This is a genomic window from Roseburia sp. AM16-25 (assembly GCF_003473825.1).
In the GTDB taxonomy this organism is placed as follows: domain Bacteria; phylum Bacillota; class Clostridia; order Lachnospirales; family Lachnospiraceae; genus Pararoseburia; species Pararoseburia lenta.
The window spans coordinates 125,993-146,760 of record NZ_QUCW01000002.1 but is presented as its reverse complement, the minus strand read 5'-3'; the positions used below and the strand labels follow the sequence as shown (position 1 = coordinate 146,760).

The 20,768-nt window shown below is 46.0% G+C and carries 17 protein-coding genes and 1 tRNA gene; 4 read left to right on the top strand and 14 right to left on the bottom strand.

Going from position 1 to position 20,768, the window contains the following annotated elements; all coding sequences use genetic code 11:
* Positions 1–123 precede the first annotated feature (123 nt).
* A complete protein-coding gene (locus tag DW183_RS04560) occupies positions 124–402 on the top strand; it encodes a hypothetical protein (RefSeq protein WP_118280837.1) in 279 nt (92 codons plus the stop codon).
* Between the two features lie 32 nt (positions 403–434).
* Here the strand turns inward: DW183_RS04560 and DW183_RS04555 are convergent, their stop codons facing one another.
* Positions 435–1,886, bottom strand: coding sequence for a 4Fe-4S dicluster domain-containing protein (locus tag DW183_RS04555; RefSeq protein WP_118280836.1), 1,452 nt, complete (start codon positions 1,884–1,886; stop codon positions 435–437).
* 145 nt (positions 1,887–2,031) lie between these two features.
* Positions 2,032–3,735, bottom strand: a complete 1,704-nt coding sequence (locus tag DW183_RS04550; RefSeq protein WP_118280835.1) for a GGDEF domain-containing protein — start codon at positions 3,733–3,735, stop codon at positions 2,032–2,034.
* Positions 3,736–3,882: 147 nt separating this feature from the next.
* On the opposite strand from DW183_RS04550, the gene DW183_RS04545 reads away from it, so the two are divergent.
* Entirely contained in the window at positions 3,883–5,262 is a 1,380-nt protein-coding gene (locus DW183_RS04545) for a DUF4832 domain-containing protein (protein ID WP_118280834.1), read from the top strand.
* A 75-nt stretch (positions 5,263–5,337) separates the two neighbouring features.
* Positions 5,338–5,421: transfer RNA gene (locus tag DW183_RS04540), tRNA-Leu, on the top strand.
* Between the two features lie 38 nt (positions 5,422–5,459).
* On the opposite strand, the gene DW183_RS04535 is transcribed toward DW183_RS04540, so the two are convergent.
* The 5 genes from DW183_RS04535 to DW183_RS04515 all read right to left on the bottom strand — a co-directional run bounded on the left by DW183_RS04535 (position 5,460) and on the right by DW183_RS04515 (position 12,284).
* Positions 5,460–8,123: a putative bifunctional diguanylate cyclase/phosphodiesterase gene (locus tag DW183_RS04535; protein ID WP_243069513.1), complete on the bottom strand. Its 2,664-nt coding sequence runs from the start codon at positions 8,121–8,123 to the stop codon at positions 5,460–5,462.
* Positions 8,124–8,126: 3 nt separating this feature from the next.
* Complete coding sequence (locus DW183_RS04530) at positions 8,127–9,626, bottom strand: hypothetical protein (RefSeq protein ID WP_118280833.1); 1,500 nt, start codon at positions 9,624–9,626, stop codon at positions 8,127–8,129.
* A 3-nt stretch (positions 9,627–9,629) separates the two neighbouring features.
* On the bottom strand, positions 9,630–10,619 hold the full coding sequence (locus DW183_RS04525; RefSeq protein ID WP_118280832.1) for an AraC family transcriptional regulator: 990 nt from the start codon (positions 10,617–10,619) through the stop codon (positions 9,630–9,632).
* Complete coding sequence (locus DW183_RS04520) at positions 10,597–11,052, bottom strand: hypothetical protein (RefSeq protein ID WP_118280831.1); 456 nt, start codon at positions 11,050–11,052, stop codon at positions 10,597–10,599. The genes DW183_RS04525 and DW183_RS04520 overlap by 23 nt, the downstream gene beginning before the upstream one ends.
* Positions 11,053–11,219: 167 nt before the next feature.
* Positions 11,220–12,284 (bottom strand): branched-chain amino acid aminotransferase, encoded by a 1,065-nt coding sequence (locus tag DW183_RS04515; protein ID WP_118280830.1) that lies wholly within the window; start codon positions 12,282–12,284, stop codon positions 11,220–11,222.
* A 232-nt stretch (positions 12,285–12,516) separates the two neighbouring features.
* Between DW183_RS04515 and DW183_RS04510 the strand changes: the two genes are divergently transcribed.
* Positions 12,517–13,026: a flavin reductase family protein gene (locus DW183_RS04510; protein ID WP_118280829.1), complete on the top strand. Its 510-nt coding sequence runs from the start codon at positions 12,517–12,519 to the stop codon at positions 13,024–13,026.
* A gap of 54 nt (positions 13,027–13,080) precedes the next feature.
* Here the strand turns inward: DW183_RS04510 and DW183_RS04505 are convergent, their stop codons facing one another.
* The 7 genes from DW183_RS04505 to DW183_RS04475 all read right to left on the bottom strand — a co-directional run bounded on the left by DW183_RS04505 (position 13,081) and on the right by DW183_RS04475 (position 20,768).
* A complete protein-coding gene (locus DW183_RS04505) occupies positions 13,081–14,559 on the bottom strand; it encodes a methyl-accepting chemotaxis protein (protein ID WP_118280828.1) in 1,479 nt (492 codons plus the stop codon).
* Positions 14,560–14,590: 31 nt separating this feature from the next.
* Positions 14,591–16,381 carry an aspartate--tRNA ligase gene (gene aspS / locus DW183_RS04500; protein ID WP_118280827.1) on the bottom strand — a complete coding sequence of 597 codons (1,791 nt, stop codon included), beginning with the start codon at positions 16,379–16,381 and terminating at the stop codon, positions 14,591–14,593.
* Positions 16,382–16,399: 18 nt separating this feature from the next.
* A complete protein-coding gene (hisS, locus tag DW183_RS04495; RefSeq protein ID WP_118280826.1) occupies positions 16,400–17,662 on the bottom strand; it encodes a histidine--tRNA ligase in 1,263 nt (420 codons plus the stop codon).
* A 96-nt stretch (positions 17,663–17,758) separates the two neighbouring features.
* Positions 17,759–18,274 carry a GGDEF domain-containing protein gene (locus tag DW183_RS04490; protein WP_118280825.1) on the bottom strand — a complete coding sequence of 172 codons (516 nt, stop codon included), beginning with the start codon at positions 18,272–18,274 and terminating at the stop codon, positions 17,759–17,761.
* Between the two features lie 203 nt (positions 18,275–18,477).
* Positions 18,478–18,633, bottom strand: coding sequence for a hypothetical protein (locus tag DW183_RS12420; protein WP_158573016.1), 156 nt, complete (start codon positions 18,631–18,633; stop codon positions 18,478–18,480).
* A gap of 34 nt (positions 18,634–18,667) precedes the next feature.
* A complete protein-coding gene (gene hemZ, locus DW183_RS04480; protein WP_118280823.1) occupies positions 18,668–20,119 on the bottom strand; it encodes a coproporphyrinogen dehydrogenase HemZ in 1,452 nt (483 codons plus the stop codon).
* Between the two features lie 16 nt (positions 20,120–20,135).
* Positions 20,136–20,768: an MBL fold metallo-hydrolase gene (locus DW183_RS04475; RefSeq protein WP_118280822.1), complete on the bottom strand. Its 633-nt coding sequence runs from the start codon at positions 20,766–20,768 to the stop codon at positions 20,136–20,138.

Below are 20,768 nucleotides of genomic sequence, written 5' to 3'. Positions count from 1 at the left end.
ATTATGATAAGAATATAGTATAGCATAATCCACCGGAAAAAAAGCAAATTTTTTACTTCTTTTTCTTACTATATATTATAATAGAAAACAGAAAAGAAAATAATACAAAGAAAGGATTTTTTCATGATTGATCGTCATTCTTTATTAGCACTCAATTTTTATAAAAAGTCCCCCTTTACCGGGAGCGACGGCAATATGCGCTACCGCGTGGAAAAAATAGAGTTCCCCATCCCGGATACGGAGGATGAAAAAGAAGTCAAACTGCAAGCCACCATCTGGCCGGGACCTTTCGCCTTTGCTAAGACGGACGAAGAAAAAATGACACGCCAGACAGCAGACTTTTCCGAAGAAGGTCTCTGTGCTCTTGTCGACTGGCTAAACGAAAAACAACCGGAGTTTTGATGCTCCGGTTGTCTTTATGTATTCGTTTTCTTTTATCTCTTTGCATGCATGGAAAATGCATCCATATCGTAATGATCCAGATTTTCATGGATACCACGCTCATCCGCTTCGGAAAGAATCGTCTCACGGTTCTTTTTGAAAGAAGCCTGTGGACGGAAAGCACTCGGTCCGCCGACACAACCGCCCTCACAGATCATACCCTCGATAAAGTCTTCCGGCAATCTGCCGACCTTCATCAAAAGCAATGCCTTCTTACACTCTGCGGCACCATTACACTTGTTGACGGTCGCTGCGATCTCATCATCGCTTTCTTTCAAACTCTGCAAAACTGCCTCGGTAACACCACCGGAATTTGCAAAACGCTTGCCGTAGATGGATGACTCCTGATAAGAGTTGTCGTCCTCCTCCAGTTCTACGTTTCTCGCATGCATGATGGCACGGATCTCACTGTAGGTCAGTGCATAGTCTGCATTGCCCTCAATGGCATGATCCTTGACCTCGGATTTCTTGGAGATACAAGGTCCGATAAATACGGTAACCGCATCCGGTTCTTTTGCCTTTAACATACGGGATACGGCACACATAGGTGAAATGGTCGTTGATACATTTTCGATCAGTTCCGGGTAATGCTTCTTTACCATGTTGACAAATGCAGGGCAGCAGGAAGTGGTCATCTTCTTGCCATTCTTGTATGCTTCTGCCCATTCCTCTGCTTCGTAGGCTGCTGTCATATCACCGCCAAGTCCTACTTCCACAAGATCGGTAAAGCCGACTGCCTTCATGGCTTTCTTCCAACTGTTCATGGTGATATGCTCACCGAACTGTCCCTCGGTCGCCGGTGCAACCAATGCATATACCGGATGTTCTGACTTGATCGCCTTGATGACATCCACGATAAAGGTCTTGGAACCAATGGCACCAAACGGACATCTGTGAATACACAGTCCACAGCGGATACACTTTTCTTCGTTGATCACGGAAATGCCGTTCTCGTCATAACTGATGGCATCGACCGGACAGGAGAACTTACACGGACGCTTTAAGGCTGCGATCGCATGGTAAGGACAAGCCTGGGCACATTTACCACATTCCTTACACTTGGAAGCGTCAATATGGGAACGATGGCGTCCCATCTCGATCGCGCCAAAGTTACATGCGTTGATACATGCCTTTCCGATACAGTTCTGGCAGTTGTCGGTTACAACATAACTGGAGATCGGGCAATCTTCACATGCAGAACTGATGACCTGAACGATATTGCCGTCGTCATGCATGCCCGGTGCCTTTCCCTCTGCCAGGCGGACTCTCTGGCGGATAATTTCTCTTTCTTTATAGATACAGCAACGGAACTGCGGTGTTGGTCCCGGAATCAAAGACTGCGCAATGCCGTCCCTCTTCTCTTCCAATTCATCTGCAAATGCTAATTTGGCTACTTCATAAAGTACATCATGTTTGATCTTAATTACATTTTCGTCAGCATACATTTGGTATGGTTCCTCCCTTTTTTCAATACTTGTGTGGTTGGTCTGTTACTTTTGTCAAAAAAATAACAATCTTATATTGGTAATATAACACGGCTCAGGGAAACTGTCTATAAATCCACCTCATGTACTCGAAAAAGACCAACAACTAACGCAGTCTCTGATTGATCTTTTGCTTGGTCTTCATATCATACATACGCCGGTCTGCCAGCATATATACTTTTTGCACGGATTCCTTTGGACACTCGCTGCTTTTTGCCACGCCATATGCTGCCTCAATATTAAAGGTCAGTTCGCTGGATCTCCGCTTCTCCAGACGCACCATTTTATTTAAGCACTGGTCGATCAGTGGAAACTGTTCCTTGCGGACTAAGACTAAGAACTCGTCGCCGCCCATGCGGAATACCTCACCCATACCGGAAAAGGCATCCTGTAAGATGGCTGCAAATTCCTGCAAGAGTAGATCTCCCTGGACATGTCCCAGAGAATCATTGATGGTCTTTAAACCGTTGAGATCCATGTTGATCAGGGCATACTCCGCATCTCCTGCATCTAGTTCGTCAAAGCGCTCATTGCACTTGGTACGGTTGTAAGTACCACAGAGTTCATCGTGATATGCACGGTCAGCCAGCCACTCCTGCTCTGCCTCATGTACCAGAATGCCATAGATGTAGAAGATATAACTTACGACCAGCATAACGATAAAGAGCAGGGTTCCCACCGGAATGATACTGATGGTCAGAAGTTCATTGTCCTGCATGACATATTTTTGCAGATTAAAACGAACCAGATCGATTGCCACACTCACGCACAGGATCACTACACCGATATGTAAGGCTCTTTCCGAACGGTCACGTTTTTTTTCTTTATCATATCCGGTCAGCGCCACCAGGAATAGGGAAATGCCGCCAAAGAGGTGGAAGTATCCCAAGAGTCTCGGATAATGCTCGATATTCAAAAAGTGCAAAATAGTCGAAACTACAAAGAACAGTCCCATCAGCATAGCCGATGCATATGCCAGTTGCTGTTTCCAGACCGCCACATGCTTTCGCATTTCCGCGATCATTAAGATAAAACTGATCGGTGCCAGATACAGGGTCAGGTACTCCACCGTCGTGTTGGAAGCCAGATCGATCTTGAAGATCTCAAACACCTTCATATTGCACATGGACCAGATGCCCATCAAAAAACTAAAGATCCCGATATACAAAAGACGCACATACAACTTGCTGTAGCAGACAGCGACCGCACTGACAATGGTCATGACTGCTCCCAATAAGATCAAAAAGATCCCCACAAAGGTACTGAGCAGATGCTGTCTTGCAAACTCCCGATAGACCTCACTGGTCGCTGTCACCGTCGGATTGGTGATATTGGTAAAAGCGTCCGGCTCACGCACGTTTAAGGTAATGACAAAGTCTTTACCGGAAACATTGTTCGGCAGGTCTATAAAATGATAGCCGCTGCCTACCACCCAGTTCTTCTCGGCATACTCCTGTCCATAATGATAGATCTGTCTGCCGTCGATCTCCACATCGATCGTGGACAGATAACACAGAAATGTCATGGTCTGGTGCAGAGTCATATCCTTAGGGAAACTTCCCATCAGGACAATCTCATCCCCCACCTGTAAATGTGAGAACTTGTATGCCGCCAGTGTGTCCTCCTGCGCTAACGCTTGTCCGTTTACACTGACCTGCCAGCCCTCTGCCAGTTCCAAGATCTCCGATGATGTCGAGTTCTGGCATAGCATCCATGCAAAAAATAAAACCCAGATCAAAGTCGCCGCAGCTGACAAGAGTGCCACTATGAGTTTGAAAGTTTTCTTTTTTTCTTCCAGTCTTGTCCCCATGATACTGCCCCCTACTATTATCCTCTTAAAAGCATTGTATCATATCCCTCCCCTGCGCTCCAACAAATACGACAATTTTTAGGCAATTTTTTATATTTCTTTCTATAAATATGATATACTCCTTGTATCAAAGCAAAGGAGCATCTCATGGCAGGAAAAATAAAGAAAAAGCACCGCGGTCTGCGCTTTTTGTGTGGTCTGATCTTATTTTTAATAGCGCTCAGTGTCATCGGCACTGTTTTTTTATTGCGCCGCAATGTCACTGCCACTTTTACTCCGGTGGACTATGCCGAGAGTAACGAAACTCTGGCAAATCCTTATACCGGCTGGTATCACACCTATGAGTATGAGATCTCCGACGAGACATCTTTTGACCCATCCACCGTGGACTATGCGTTGGTTCTGGATAATTCCACACGCCTCTGTCTTGTCCGCATCAACCTCAAAAATTATGCCGCCGGTGCCATATCCGATCATGGACTGGCTGACATCCGCGCCATTTTGAGCACCTGGTCGGCGACCGACAAGCAGATGATCCTGCGTTTCTGCTATGATACGACCGGCGACAATTCTATCAGCGAGCCTTCCGACCTGACCACCGTCTATCGCCATATGGAACAGGTGACCGACATCATCAATGACTATGCCGCACACATCTACCAGTTGCAGGGGATATTTGTCGGTGCGCAGGGTGAGACACTCTCATCGCCAAGTCTGACGGATGCCACCCTTGCCGACCTGACAGACTACTATGCTTCCCTAACCGACAAATCGCTCTATCTGGGCTTGCACGATGCCGGGCAATATTTGCAGGCGATCGGACAGACCAGTGTACCACCGACCCTTTTTACTTCCGACAAGACCCTTTTCTACCGTCTGGGACTTTTTAGCGATAGCCTGACGTCTGCCCTATCAAATGCAGAGGCAGAAGCCACATCTGCGATCGCGTCCTTTGCCCCATGCGGCGGCTCTGTCGCGGCAGACCCTTCGCTGGCAGACACAGCCACCGCCATCCAGATGCTTCAGGCACGCCATATTTCCTATCTGAACGCCGAGCAGACGGAAAGCACGCTGACATCCTGGAAAAGCCAGACCTACACTTCTTCCGATGCCTACAATGGTCTTACCCTGTATGATTATATGACGACCCATCTGGGTTACCGCTATGTCCTGCGGGATGCCGCCCTATCTTTTAACACCTGGAAAAACGAAAGCGGAAGTCTCACGCTTTCCATAGAAAATGTCGGTTTTTCCGTTTCTTACATGCCATATGATGTATGCCTGCTCATGCGCAATCAGGACACGGAAGAAATGATCACCCTTCCACTGGATACGGATAATCGCAGTTGGAATCCGCAGGAAACGACCACCTTAAAGCAGTCCCTTGCCCTGCGGGATTATGACAAAGGTACTTACAGCCTTTATCTTTTGGTACAGAATCCTGCTAGCGGAGAGGTCATCAAACTGGGAAATACCATGCCTCTGACCTCCAACGGCTACATGATCGGAAGCCTTGTGATCGAATAAATCAGATTTTACAGTAAAAAGTTTACAATTTATCCTTGACTTCATGTGTAAAAACAGATAGAATACTACTTGCGCGCAGGAGTGGCGGAATTGGCAGACGCGCAGGCTTCAGGTGCCTGTGGTAGCAATATCGTGTGGGTTCAAGTCCCATCTCCTGCATCAAAAAAGGAATCCTTTTCGGATTCCTTTTTTCATTATCAATATAAATATTTCTGTTCAAAATCATCTACACTAAGCGGCTTGTCAAACAGATAGCCCTGTATCAGATCCACATTCATATCCTTTAAGGCATCACACTGATTCTTGTCCTCGACACCTTCAACGCAGACATGCATATGCAAAGCATCAGCCAGTTGGGAAACAGATTTGACAAAAGCCTCCGAAAAGACATCCTCTCCCACATCCTCAACAAAGCACTTGTCGATCTTGATCACATCGATCGGCATACTACGGATGTGATTCAGCGAAGAATAACCTGTTCCGAAATCGTCTAACGCAACGCGCACACCCAGTTTCTTAATCTCTCCTAAGACCTCCTGCATGCGTTTCATATCATTGATAGCAAGCCCTTCCGTCACCTCAAGTGTCAGATTAGAAGGCTGAACTTCTGTCTCTGTCAGTGCATTTTTTATCGTATCAATAATGTCATTCTGTAACAGTTGAATGACGGAAAGATTGACATTTACCTTATACTCCGGATGTCCGAAATCATTCCAGTATTTGCAGCGCTTGCAGGCTTCGATCAGGACATGATAGCCGATCTCATTGATCAGTCCCAGATACTCTGCCAAAGCGATAAATTCCGATGGCATCACAAAGCCGAGTTTCGGTGAATTCCAACGCACCAGAGCCTCCGCCCCACAGCACGGACGCTCCGGCTTGCTAATGTCAATGAGAGGCTGGTAGTAGACTTCAAACTCTTTGCAGCCCTGTTCTACCGCCTCACGCATGCATTTTTCCATATCCAGACGTTCCACAGAACTGGTGCACTGGTTGTTGTTGTAATACTCGACACGGTTCTTTCCCTGACTTTTTGCCCAGTGCAGGGCAATATCCGCTCTCTGTAAAAGTAAGGACAGATCGATCCCATCCTTCGGGATACGCACAACGCCCATACTCATGGTGCAGTAATACTCTGTCCCCTGTAAGAGCCATGGTCTTGAAAACAGATTCTGTATATTTCGGATCATCGCATCCCTCTGTTCGATATGACGGGTTGTCACGATCACTGCAAACTCGTCGCCGCCCAAACGATAGCAGTGACCTGCCACACCATCCATATGTCCCAGAGCATCTGCCACATTCTGTAAGAGCAGGTCACCCACATGATGCCCCAGCCCGTCATTGATATGGTTAAAGTCATCCAGATCGATATAAAGGATGGCACTCTCTCCACCACTGCGCACGGTCGCATGGATCTCTTTTGTCAGATCCTCCTCAAAACGCATACGGTTGTAAAGGCCTGTCAGATAATCTTCATTTGCCTGATGCTCAATACGTTCCTGATAGCGTTTGGTCTTGGAAATATCATAGATCGTTGCCAGACGCACCTCTTTGCCGTCCACCCAGCCGATCTTTGAAAACGTGATCTCCAGCCACTTGTCACTGCCTGCCACCCGATACTCATGAATGCCTTCCATGCCATCCGGGGAAATGGTCAGCACTTTCTCCAGTTCGATTCGGTCTTGCTCTGTCATGCTCATTTCCTTAAAGGCATCATTGGCATATAGGATCTGTCCGGTCTTTAAGTCATTGACGCTGATGCCGCAGCCGGCATTTTCTAAGATCGCATCCAGTGCCGCATAGGAACTTGCCAATGAATTTTTTGTGATCCGTTTAACTAAGATCGTCTGCGTAATGCGCTTGACGTCATTTAAAAAGCGCAGGTCTTCTACGCTCCATTTACGGTCTTCCTCCATCATGGTAAAGCACAGATACATACTGCATTTGCCATTGACATTCAAAGGCAGAAATACGCCACAGCGGATCTCATACCTGGTAAAATAGTCTAAAAATGGCTTTGGCATAATCGTCTCTGACGAGATCGTGTACGGGCGTCCTGTCATAAAAGGTACTTCTGCCAGCGGCAGGCTGCCGTAAGTCCGCATATGCTCATGTTCCGGCTTATCTGCCCATTCACAGATCATCTCTACATGTTCTTCGTCCACCTGCAATTTCAAAAGACTGCCATTGGACAGATGCATATAAGTTCCCACGCGCTCCAATATATCTTCCATGATCTGTGCAAAAGTGACATCCGATTCCATCATCTTTAAGATCTCGGTCAGCACCTCTGTCTTTTGCAAAAGATACTCCATGTGCTTTTCGTTTGCTTCTAACTGGGCGATCTCCTCTGCCTGCGCAGCCAGATGGATCTTGCTGGAAAAATAATTTTTTGTCAGCACATCCAAAAGTGCCACCGCCGCATCAAAGGCTTTTGTCGTTGTTTTACGCATGATCTGCGGCACCTGATCCTCCGGTCTGATGCATTCCGCGTCGATAGCAACCAGTACCCACGCACCGTCAAATCTGCCATCCTCGTCACGGATGGCGATTCCACGCAACTGCACACATGGCATACTGGATTCGACCGCGATCACATCTTCTCCCCCTACATCCGAAAAACTGGCGATCAGATTTCGCTGCGTTGCCACCGGAAACACGCGGTCAATAAAGTTCTGCTCTTCCTTTGTACCAGAAAAAGATGTCAGCCGGCGCATGTTTCTGCTGACGCATACGCAATAGACACCCTGTGTCTGACAAAACTGATCCTGCATTGCCTGCATCTGTTCCTGATCCAGACAATTCATGACATCTTTCTTTTGTAAGTCTTGTTCCTGTCCCTCATGATCTGTATACATACCCTACCCTCTTTTTTTCAAAATGTAGATCTGCTCACGTCCACGCATAGGAATCTGGCGTACCAGTTGAAACTCCTCATGCAGACGTAATTGTTTTTTCAAGATCCCTTCCTCGGTTGAAAGGGCAAATACCATCGCCTGATCTGCCGTGATCTCACCGGTCTTGTCAAAAAATCTACGATAAAATTGATCGACTTCTTCCCGCTCCTTATGCTCCATGCGTGGGAATTCTGTGATCACCTCCTCCATCAGATACGATGAAGTAAAATCAAAATAATCTCGATTGATAAAATAAATGTTCTTTTTTGCCTTCTCGGCATCCTGTCTGCCATAAAAAATGGCTTCTCCAAAACTGTCAATGCCATAGACATCACGCGTTCTTCCCGCCTGCATACGTTCGATCAAAAGTGTGCCAAGACCGCAGAAAGGGTCGATCACATGTGCTTCTTCTTTTAAATATGGACGGACCAACTCCACCATCTCTGCCGCCACGACTGGCGCCATAGAGGTCGGCAAGGCATGCTCTCGATAAATAAAACGTCTGTCCGCCTGTCCTAAGACTCTGGCATAGACCACATAAGTCCCATCTTTCTTTTGCCTCGGCAAAAGTTCGATGACCGCATCTTTTGGGCGGTTAGCAAGTCTTCCCTGACTGCCTTCCTCTATAGCATAGGCAAGTCGCTTGGTCGTCTTGCTGTCAGCGTCCATCTGCATCCGCAGGGCAAACGGGTATTTTTTCTTTTTGCCATAGACCTCCTCCAAAAGGGGAAGAAGTTCGGAAAGTACGATCGCCTGCGCCAGATTTTCTTCTGCCGCAAGGGTCTGACCGCGAAATCGAATGACAAAGAGCATTTCCCGATAGATGCGGATCTGGCTCAATTTATCCAGGGAGTCTGTGAGCAGGCGTACCCCACGCCCTACCATCCTCGCATCCGCATAGCCCAGATCCTGCACCTGTGCCAGGAGTGCCTCCCTCATATAAGGATCCGTTGTAAGGATCAGAGCGTGTTTCTTGTGGATACCCTGATACCGGTAGTTTTCCTTCTCCTGGTATGCCTCCAGCAAAAGATCCATCTGCTCCAGCAAAAGACGCATATGTTTTTTGTCTTCTTCCCAAATCTCTTCTGCGCCCAGCCGCTTTCTCTCTGCCTGCAGGCTTTCCAAGATCTCTCCACAGTCGTAAGCCGAAAGTCCCTTGATATAAGAAGCCAGAACAAACTTGGTATCTTCCCTTTCATAAGCCGCCCAGAGTGCCTGTGTGACCTGACCTGCCATTTCCAGTGCCTGTACCCGGTCAGAAAGATCTCCCAGCAAAAGGGCTGCATTCTTTCTGGTCTTAGCATCCGCATGGGAAAGCAAGTCCCCTAAGCGTCCGATAAAGGCTGCATCTACATAGGTCTCTGCCGCCTTTTTATCCTCCTTGATCTGACTGCGCAGATTGCTCAAAATGGATCTTACCTCTTCTGTTTGTGTGATCTCTGTCAATAATTCTTTGATTTCCATGCTCTATCCTAAATTCTTTTCTTCTTTATCTGTCCGCTTTGCGGTCCGGTATTTGCGCGGCGAAATACCATAGGTCTTTTGAAACAACCGATGAAAATAAGAAACATTTTCATAGCCTACCGCCACCGCGATATCCGCCACGGTCAGCCCGGATGTTTCCAGCAGATATGCCGCCTGACGCATACGCTTTTGCTGCACCAACTCGGTATAAGTCGCACCGGTAAAGGAATGAATGGCGCGGCTCAGCCAATACACATCATAATGGAGCATCTGCGCCAGTTCGGATAATTCACCATCCTTGTAATGCTCCTCGATATAACGATATACCGACATCAAGAGTTCCTGATTTTTATTGTCTTTACCAACACTGACCAAGTCGGTATAATTCATCAGTTGCAGTAGCAGCAAGCCCATGGTCGCCTGGTTGATGCTCCGCTTGTTGGGCTGTTTGTTATGTATGGTCCAGATCAGATTCTCCATGAGATTCTGGATGGGCAGCACCCCTGATACCTGAAAGTGCAGATAGGAGACATCCGCATCCTTACTCTTTAAACATTCCAGAACAAACTTACGGATCAGGTTGTCCTCCTCGCCCATCATAGAGAGGGCATAGTCAAAAAAAGCCGGTAAGATGATAAAGTTGACAGCAATATCATCCTCGCCTGCCGGATAGATCTCCTGCGTGGCGTTCTGGTTTAAAAAAAGCATTTCACCGGTCTTTAACTCGATCCGATCACCATTGACGATATGCGTGGTCTGTCCGGAACACATATAGATGAGTTCCACATAATTGTGTGTGTGCGCCGGAAAATGCACAAAGCGGGTATGGGTACGGATCTCTATGGTCTTACCACTCTCGATCAGCCGCTTGTAATCGACCATATGGGTCTCCGGCTCCATATAGATTCCGCGATCCACATCGACCTGTCCCTTAAGATAGCCCTGTTCTTCATCGCTGATCTGTCTTAATTCATTCAGCAGTTCCTGATTCATCTGACTCCTCTAATCTGCGCCAATCTTCTTCCCGCATCTTGTCCTTCATCCGATGTTCCTTTAAATATCTTCGCACAAAGCATAAGAGGACAATACTGATGGTAGATATCAGATCATCCAGCGGTGTTGTCGTCGTGACAACGATCATATGACGTGCCACTAAAAAGATGATCGTCTCCAAGACATTATCTGCGGTCGGCCTGCATAACATTTTCAAAAATTCAACACCGATCACGACCAGAAATACCTGTTCTAAAAACTCCAGCATTGCCCCAGCCGTTGAACGGTTCTCCCACAATTCACCCACATGTGGGATCAGCGCGATCAGCGCGATCACGACCGCAATAAAAACAAATATCGCTGCGATCAACTCTAAAATGTGACACAATTCCGTCACCCATTTTTTGACATAACCATAAACCTTATCAAACATAAATACTCCTCTTTCATCTTAAATCCTAGTTATCCAATTAAATATTATCGTATTATCCTTACCCACGTCAAGCCCATTATATGCAGGCTTCCTCCAGCGACCCAAAAATAAAAAAGCCCGATCAGATCCTGTCTGATCGAGCCCTTCATTTATCCTATTCTGCGATCTTATTCTACAACCTGTGTCCATCCGTAAGGATCTTCGATCTTGCCCCACTGGATGCCGGTCAAAGTATCGTATAATTTCTGTGTTAATTCGCCTGTCTTGGCATCGTTGATGACAACAACATCATCCTTGTAACGAAGTTCTCCAACCGGTGAGATAACAGCTGCTGTACCGGTACCAAATACTTCTTCCAAAGTACCGTCATGCCCTGCCTTCATCAGATCGTCTACAGAAAGACGTGTCTCGTTGACCTTGTATCCCCAATCACGAAGCAAATGGATCATGGAATCTCTGGTAACACCCGGAAGTACGGTTCCCTCGATCGGTGCAGTGTAGATCTCGCCGGCGATCTTGAACATGATATTCATAGTACCAACTTCTTCTACATATTTACGATGCTCACCATCAAGCCAGAGTACCTGTGCATAGCCCATCTTCTCAGCCTTAACCTGTCCTAAGATAGATCCTGCATAGTTACCGCCACACTTGGTAAATCCGGTACCACCCTTTACGGCACGAACCAATTCATCCTCAACCAGAATCTTAACCGGATCAAGTCCTGTTGCATAGTATGCTCCAACCGGGCAACAAATGATCATAAACTTGTAAGAAGATGCCATATGCACACCAAGCGCTGCTTCTGTAGCAAACATAAACGGACGGATGTAAAGAGAAGTATCCGGCTCAGATGGAACCCAATCTGCTTCCTGCTTTACCAGTGCTCTGACTGCTTCTACAAACATGTCCTCTGGGAATGCCGGCATACAAAGTCTTGCGTTGGAATTGATCATACGTCTTGCGTTCATTTCCGGACGGAACAACTGGATCTTGCCCTCAGCGGTACGATATGCCTTCAAGCCTTCAAATGTCTCCTGTGCATAGTGCAGTGTCACACATGCCGGATCCAATTCGATCGGTCCCTGTGGTACGATTCTAGCATCGTGCCATCCCTGATCCTTGTCCCAGTCCATGATAAACATATAGTCTGTCATGTACTTACCAAATCCAAGATGTTTCTGATCTGGCTTTTCCTTTAACTGCTTACGTTCTTCAAATCTAATTTCCATGATTTCTTCCTCCATATATTGCATAATCGCAGATGAAATCCTGCAAAATTTCTCTGTTTTTCTTATTATCTTCCTCTTTACAAGGCTTGTCAAGAATACAGTCTATAATTATCCTGCATTTTTCTTAGGCTTTTTTGTATATTTTTTCATTCCCCACAGGTAATGGTTCTTGAAAGCCTTTTTCAAAAATAATATAATGGTAAAAATAAGAAAGATACGAAGGGAGTACATTATGCATACATTTCAACCATATCCTATGAATATGTTAGAATTTAATCCTTTTCAAAAGATCGGTAGCGAATGGGCAGCCGTGACCGCAGAGGCAGACGGCAAAGCCAATGCCATGACTGTTAGTTGGGGCGGTGTCGGTGTCATGTGGGGAAAAAACGTAGCCACCATCTATATCCGTGATTCCCGTTACACAAAGGAACTGATCGATGCAAGCGATACATTTTCTATCAATTTCTTTGAAGATGATCATATGCACAGCACACTGAATTACCTGGGCAAGGTTTCTGGTCACAATGAGGATAAGATCGCCGGAGCACGTCTGCATATCAACCACATGACAGGCACTCCGTTTTTAGACGAAGCCAAATTTGTCATCCTCTGTAAAAAATTATCTGCGACCCGCATAACAGCCGATCAGTTCATTGATCCGACCATCGCAGACAAGTGGTATGCGGATGGCGATATGCACACCATGTATATCGGCGAGATCATAGATGTCTTAGTCCGCTAATATATGCTCATACCCAAAAGCCCGGATGCTGTTTGCACCCGGGCTTTTTATGTATTACTGTTCGTTTGAGATCGTATCCTGTAATTTTTCTACTTTTCCATGCAATCTGCCAATCGTATCGGAGAAATCCTGAATGGTGTCGTAAATCATGACAGCACCATCTACACCGTTTCCGGATAGTTCAGAAACACGATTGGTATTTTCAGAAACACTCACTACACTGTCAACGATCTTGGCTGTGTTATTGGACACCTCATTGACACCATCAATGATACCATCCACCATAGTCTTTAACTTACCGACATTATCCTTGGTCTGTTCAAAACTGCTGTTGACATCCGCAATCTTGGTATTCTGTAACTGAATCCCCTCTACGCAGTGATTCATCTTTTCTACAGATTGATTTGCCACAGAGATCAACTGGTTCATAATCTGTGTAATCTCTTCCGTAGAGTTCTTGGTCTGCTCTGCCAACGTACGGATCTCATCGGCTACTACGGCAAATCCCTTGCCTGCCTCGCCTGCTCTGGCTGCCTCGATCGACGCATTGAGGGCTAAGAGGTTGGTCTGGCTGGAAATGGAAAGAATAGCATCCGTGATGCTGGAAACGCCCTGGATCTGTGCTACCAGATCGGTAATGATCTGATTGGTCGCTTCGATATCTCCCGATACTGCCTGTGCCTGCGTGCGCATATCCTCTGAAAGGACAGCACCTTCGCTGACTTTTTCATACACTTCTTCCGCATTCTGCTGGACACGTTCTGCACTTGCCTGTGTCTCTTGTACGATAGCGTAAATATTTTGTGTCAGTTCGGACTGATGGTTCATCTCCTGACTATTGACAGAAGATGCTGAGGAAATATCACTAAGTGCACCCTTATTTTCATTTGCCTGCTCTGTGATGTCATGCATGCCATCCGTGATCACATGGAAATTATCCAGAATGTCCTGTGAGATCTGTCCCACCTGATTTGCCACCTCGATGGCTTCATTGGTCTGCTTCTGGATCTGATCCATATTATCCTTGGTTGCATTGTAGATACGAAGTACCGTGTACATACTAAAGAAGCCAAACAGCATAGTAGAGATCAACTCTATGGTTGCATCTTCCCCTGTCATCTGTCCCTGTACAGATCGATATCCAATACTTACCAGATTGATGATGACTGTTGCAGTAGTACCGCAAGACACCAGACGGACATTCTGATACACAATCAAAGCATACACCGTTATAAATACAATCGGATATATTTTGGCTGCTGATGTGAATGTCACAACAATATAAGGAATCAGATACATGACTGACATCTTGATATGCGTATTTTCTTCGCTTCCCTTACACAATCCCCAGAAAGATGCCAATATAAAACATACCAGCATAACTACCATGCCCGGCGCAGACATGGTGTGCGTGATCAGCATGATCAGCAGCCAGCCAAGGAAAGACATACCGTAGATCATCACCCCTAATTTATTTGATCTGGCGGTCTGTTCCGGTGTAAGTGCAATTGCTTTCTTTGGTTTCTTTGCCATAATTTATACCCCTACCCTTTCTAGTACCTGATTATTCTTCTGTGTTTTCTAACGCAAGTCCCAACTCATCTAACTGTGCCTGATCAACCGGTGTCGGAGCCTCTGTCATCAGACAGGATGCATCCTTGACCTTCGGGAAAGCAATCACATCACGGATAGAATCCGCATGCATCATCAACATGATCATACGATCCAATCCAAATGCCAGTCCTGCATGTGGCGGTACACCATAAGAGAAGGCATCCAGTAAGAATCCAAATCTCTCATGTGCTTCTTCATTGGTAAAGCCAAGTGCATTGAACATTTTTTCCTGCACATCGCTCTGATAGATACGGATACTACCACCACCAAGTTCACAACCGTTTAATACGATATCATATGCCTTTGCACGGACAGCACCCGGATCACTGGTAAGTTTGTCCAGATCTTCCTCATAAGGCATGGTAAACGGATGATGCATGGCAACAAAACGGTTCTGATCATCTGACCACTCAAACTGTGGAAAATCCACAACCCAAAGGAAAGCAAATTCATTTGGATCATAGAGATTAAACTCTTTTCCTAACTGTAAACGCAAGGAACCTAAAACTTCCCATACGATCTTATTGCGGTCTGCTGCAAACAAAAGCAGATCTCCCGGCTGGCCATCCATAGCAGATACCAAAGCGGCAAGTTCTTCTTCTGTCATAAACTTGGCAAAGGATGACTTGTAAGTGCCATCTTCGTTGATAGAAAGATATGCCAGACCCTTGGCACCACAACCCTTAGCATGATCTACTAACTTGTCAATCTTTTTGCGGGACATTGCTGCCTGACCTTTGACATTGATACCACGGACACTTCCGCCATTTTCCAAAGCACCGGTAAATACGCCAAAACCGCATCCGGCAACAACCTCTGATACATCTACCAGTTCCATGCCAAAACGGACATCCGGCTTGTCAGATCCAAAACGATCCATAGCCTCCTGCCAAGTCATGCGCTTGAGCGGAAGTGGTACTTCTACGTCAAGTGTCTCCTTGAATACGCGGGCGATCAGACGCTCATTAACATCTAAGACGTCTTCCATATCTACAAAAGACATCTCCATATCCACCTGGGTAAATTCCGGCTGACGGTCTGCACGCAGGTCTTCATCACGGAAGCACTTTGCAATCTGGAAATAACGATCATACCCAGAGCACATCAACAACTGCTTAAATAACTGTGGTGACTGTGGCAATGCATAAAAACTGCCCGGATGCACACGAGACGGTACCAGGTAATCTCTGGCTCCTTCCGGTGTGGATTTCTGTAAGATCGGTGTCTCGATCTCTAAAAATCCTTCATCCTGTAAGAAAGAACGGATCACGCCCATAACACGGCTCCGCATCATCAGATTCTTTTGCAGATCCGGGCGACGCAGATCCAGATAACGATATTTCAAACGTAATTCTTCCTTGGTCTGGATACCGGCTTCGATCGGGAATGGCGGTGTCTGTGCCTCAGAAAGCACGCGGAGCTGCGTTGCGAACACCTCGATATCTCCTGTTTTTAAGTTCTCATTGACGGCTGCGGAACGCTTCTGTACCTTGCCGACGATAGCAACCACATACTCGCTACGCAAAGTTCCTGCCTTGGAAAATCCTTCGCTTCCGATCACAGGCTCATCAAAGACTACCTGCATCATACCACTGCGGTCTCTTAAATCAACGAAGATCAGACTTCCTAAATTTCTTCTTTTCTGCACCCATCCCATCAGCGTAACTTCCTCGCCGATCATAGTGTTATTTACTTCTGTACAACGGTGACTTCTGTGAAGCCCCTGCATAGACTCTGCCATGTTTTTTATCCTCCTGCCTTAGTCTCTATTGAAAAATTCTACGAATTCTTCGTAGCCTTCTTTTTGTAATTGTTCTTTTTGGAACTTTTTGTTCTTGTTCATACGAACGACCTGTACCTGTTGTCCGTTTTCTCTGGCTTCTTTTGCCTGCTTTAAGACCTCCGTCAGTTTCTCTGCCGGATACTTCTTTTCTACCAGATAAGCCACTTTCTTTGGACGCTCCGGAATCTCAAATCCCTGCTCCATCAAAAGTAAGATGATACGCTCAAATCCAATGGAAAATCCGCAAGCCGGTACATTCTGTCCTGTAAACTTGCCGATCATTTCATCGTAACGACCACCGCCGCCACAAGATCCGCCAAATTCCGGGATTGCGATCTCAAAGATGGTTCCCGTATAATAACTCATACCACGCACAAGAGTCGGATCAAATACCAAAGCAAAATCCGCAGCCTTAGCCGCCTCAACCGTCTGGGCGATCTCACGCAGATTTCCGGAGATTTCTTCATCTAAATATCCACCCAGGGTCTCCTGTAAAAATCCTACGCCCTCAGCCACGTTTTTCTTGTCTGCCAATGCATAAAAAAGTCCAAGATACTTATCGACGCTTTCCTTTGCATAACCATTTTCCAGAAGTTCTGCCAAAACGCCCTCGATGCCGATCTTGTCCATCTTATCCAGTGTGATAAAAATACTGTCGTAATCTTTTTCTTCAAAACCACTGTAGGCAGCCATAGCCTTTAAGATACGACGTTCATTGATACGGATCTCAAAGCCGGAAAATCCAAGACGCCCCAGTGTCGTGGTCGTAGCAAGGATCAATTCGATCTCTGCCATATTGGACGGCTCGCCTAAAATATCAATATCGCACTGGGTAAACTGGCGATATCTGCCTCTCTGTGGGCGGTCTGCACGCCATACATTACCGATCTGCAATGCCTTAAAAGGACTTGGCAGATCATTGGCATTATTAGAATAGAATCTGCAAAGTGGCACAGTAAGATCATAACGCATACCAAAGTCCACCACATCGTTTTCTTCCTTTGCAGTGTCCAAATGCAATTTTTCGCCTCTTTTTAACACCTTAAAAATCAGTTTTTCATTTTCGCCGCCCTGCTTGTTGCTCAGGTTTGCGATATTCTCCATACAAGGTGTCTCGATCGGTGTAAATCCAAACTCACGATAGGTCGTCTTGATCACATTGGTCACGTAATCACGGATTTCCATCTCTCTTGGCAAAATATCTTTCATACCATTGACCGGTTTCTTACTTAAAGCCATTTCATTTCCTCCAGTATTTACATTTTCATTTCATTATAATCCGTATTCTTTTAAGAAGCAACTTGATCGTTTTACAAATTGCAGAAGGACGCAAAATCACACCACACAGTCTCTTCCTTTTTGCTTGGCCTGATATAACTTGTCATCTGCGCGACTGAACAAGGCTGTAATCTCCATATCCGCTACATAACGCTCTATACCGCAACTGAAAGTAAAGTCTTCTCCACACTTTTGTCTGCCAAAGGCCTTGTAATCCTGACGCATCTTTTCCAGTAGATCGCGCACCTGCTCCTCCGTCATTTGCGGTAGAACCAGAAGGAACTCTTCCCCGCCAAAACGTACCGAAATACCATCGTCCGGCAGGTAACGGTTCATAATATCCGCAAATCCAATCAGCACTTCATCTCCAAAAAGGTGACCGTATTTATCGTTGATCTTTTTGAAGAAATCAAGATCCATAAGTGCTGTATAAAAATCCGCATGCGCTGCTCCCATGATCTTTTCCATGTAATGGTTGAGATATCTGCGGTTGTAAAGTCCCGTCAAGGCATCATGATCTGCCGCAGACCGCACAGAGAATCGACGGAACCGTCCATCCGTATATGATGACATTACCTAAAAATCCAAGCGTATTTCCAATGCATCCGGCTGCTCCAAGAATATGAAATTGCTGTAGCCCGACATTCTCTGAGGCTTCAAATCTTTTCTCATCTTTTTTGTTTCTCATTTCTATGATCTTCGCTCCATACATGGTAGTCTTACATTTTTCTTCAGCACAAAGTCTCCCTTTTATTATACGCAAAATACAATCTCGTTCAAGGCAATTCTTGATTATTTTCCACGGCATGTAAGACACTGCAATGGTCTCGATTTTCTTTACCATTGCGCATTTCAAAGACTTCGCCCAATGCCGGAAGATCCTTCTGGCATTGGGCGATGAAAACCGCCAGCACATTTTCATAAGTGGGCACAATGATCTGCTTCAGAGCCTGTGAAAAAAGACATTCATCTTTCTGAAAAAAGTTCCCGCTTTCTCTCAATCATCTCATCAATTCTTTCAATATAGAGTCCAACATCCTTGACATTCTCACACCTTGTCACTGTCAGTCCATGGTCACTCACACATTTGCAGGCTGCTCCTGCCCCAAGCGCCACGATCGACTGCTTCTCCTCCATGATGAGTATATTGTAAAGTCCAGCCTTGCCTTCCTTGGCAAAGCCAATGTTTTCCAGATTTCCGGTCATATTCTTCTGGCGGTAGAGATAATAAGGTTCCATGCCCAGTGCCTGCGCCGTCCGGTGTGCAAGCGCCATATGCTTCTCAGAATTTTCCATGTGAAGGTCCTGATATTTATCCCATTCCAGATTCAGCCTTGCAGACCTCTTGATCGCCAGTGAATGTACGGTCAGATTGTCCGGATCCAGTTCCTTTATCACAGACATGGTATGTTCCACATCCTCCATATGTTCTCCCGGCAATCCCACGATCAGATCCATATTGATGGTCGCAAATCCCACCTCTCTTGCCAAATGAAAACTGTCTATCACCTGCTCGACCGTATGGTGTCTTCCGATCAGATCCAAGGTCTTTTGGTTCATGGTCTGCGGATTGATGGAAATACGACCGATTCCGTGTCGATGCAGGGCTTCCAATTTATCCCGGGTGATACTGTCAGGTCTTCCCGCTTCCACAGTAAACTCTAAAAGATCAGATAAATCCAGGCTTTCTTCGATCTTGGTCAGAAGCCGATCTAACTGGTCGGCACTAAGACTTGTCGGTGTGCCGCCACCAATATAGATGGTATCTAAGACCTTGTCTTTACAATGCTCTGCGACAAAATCAATCTCTTTAAAAAGAGCCTCTAAATACGCATCCACACGCTTTTTCCAGATTCCGATCGGATAGGAGGTAAAGGAACAGTAAAGACAGGTACTCGGGCAAAATGGGATCCCAATATAAAGACTGTATCCATTTTCATAATCCACCGGTGCTAACAATCTATGCTCTTTCTTGGCAATTTCCGTGCATAGCGTCTCCTTTTCCTCGGAGATCAGATAGGTATCTTTCATATAAGTACGAATTGCCGTCTCATCGGCCCCCTCTTCCAGCATCCGCAGTGGGATCTTCGTCGGTCGGATTCCTGTCAGCGTTCCCCACGGCAGTTCGCGTCCTGAAATCTCCTGCAATATTTCATATAGTAAGCGCTTCAGTCTGTTTTTGGTATCTTTTCTATCCTGATAACAAACGTCGCATCTTCTCGTCGTTTCAGCATCCTTTATCTTCCATGTGATGGTGATCTGCTCCATGGCATAGGTCACGACAAAAGAAAACGATACCTTCTCCTGATCTGCCTTTGGATTCGTATCCACAAGAATTTCTTCCTGTGGATAGAAGGCTTTGATCAAAGAGTAGATATCGTATTCAAAATTTGCTTCATTTAATTTTACTGTAATCATTTATCTCTTCACTTTCTTAGAGAAATGGATTGTACATCCGCTCCTGTTCAATGCTGGTTTCCACATCATGCCCCGGATAGACAATGGTATTCTCAGGAAGCGTCATGAGTTTGTTTCGCACAGATTCTACAAGAAGCCTCGCACTTCCGCCCGGAAAATCCGTGCGTCCGATGGAACCGCAAAAAAGAGAATCCCCGGAAAAGACAATATCCTCTCTCGGAAAATAGTAACAACATCCGCCCGGTGTATGTCCCGGCGTAAACAGAACCCGGATATGGAATCCTGCAAGGTCGATCTCCTGCTCGTCCTTTAAAAAGATATCTGCATGATAAGTCACGGCACCGCCAGCCATAGGTCCTGACAAATTGATGCGGCTATCGGCCAAAGTCTCTGCCTCCTTTTCATGGGCATAGACCAAAAGGCCGTACTTTTCTGCCAAACTTGCTGCCGCCCCGGCATGGTCAAAATGTCCATGGGTTAAGAGAATGGCCACCGGCTTTGCCTGCATCTTTGTCAATGCAGATACAATACGGTCAGCCTCCGCGCCCGGATCCACAATAATCGTCTCTTTTGTCTTTTGGTTCATCACAAGATAACAATTGGTCTGCACCGGTCCTACCACCAGATGCACAATCTGTCTGTCACTCAT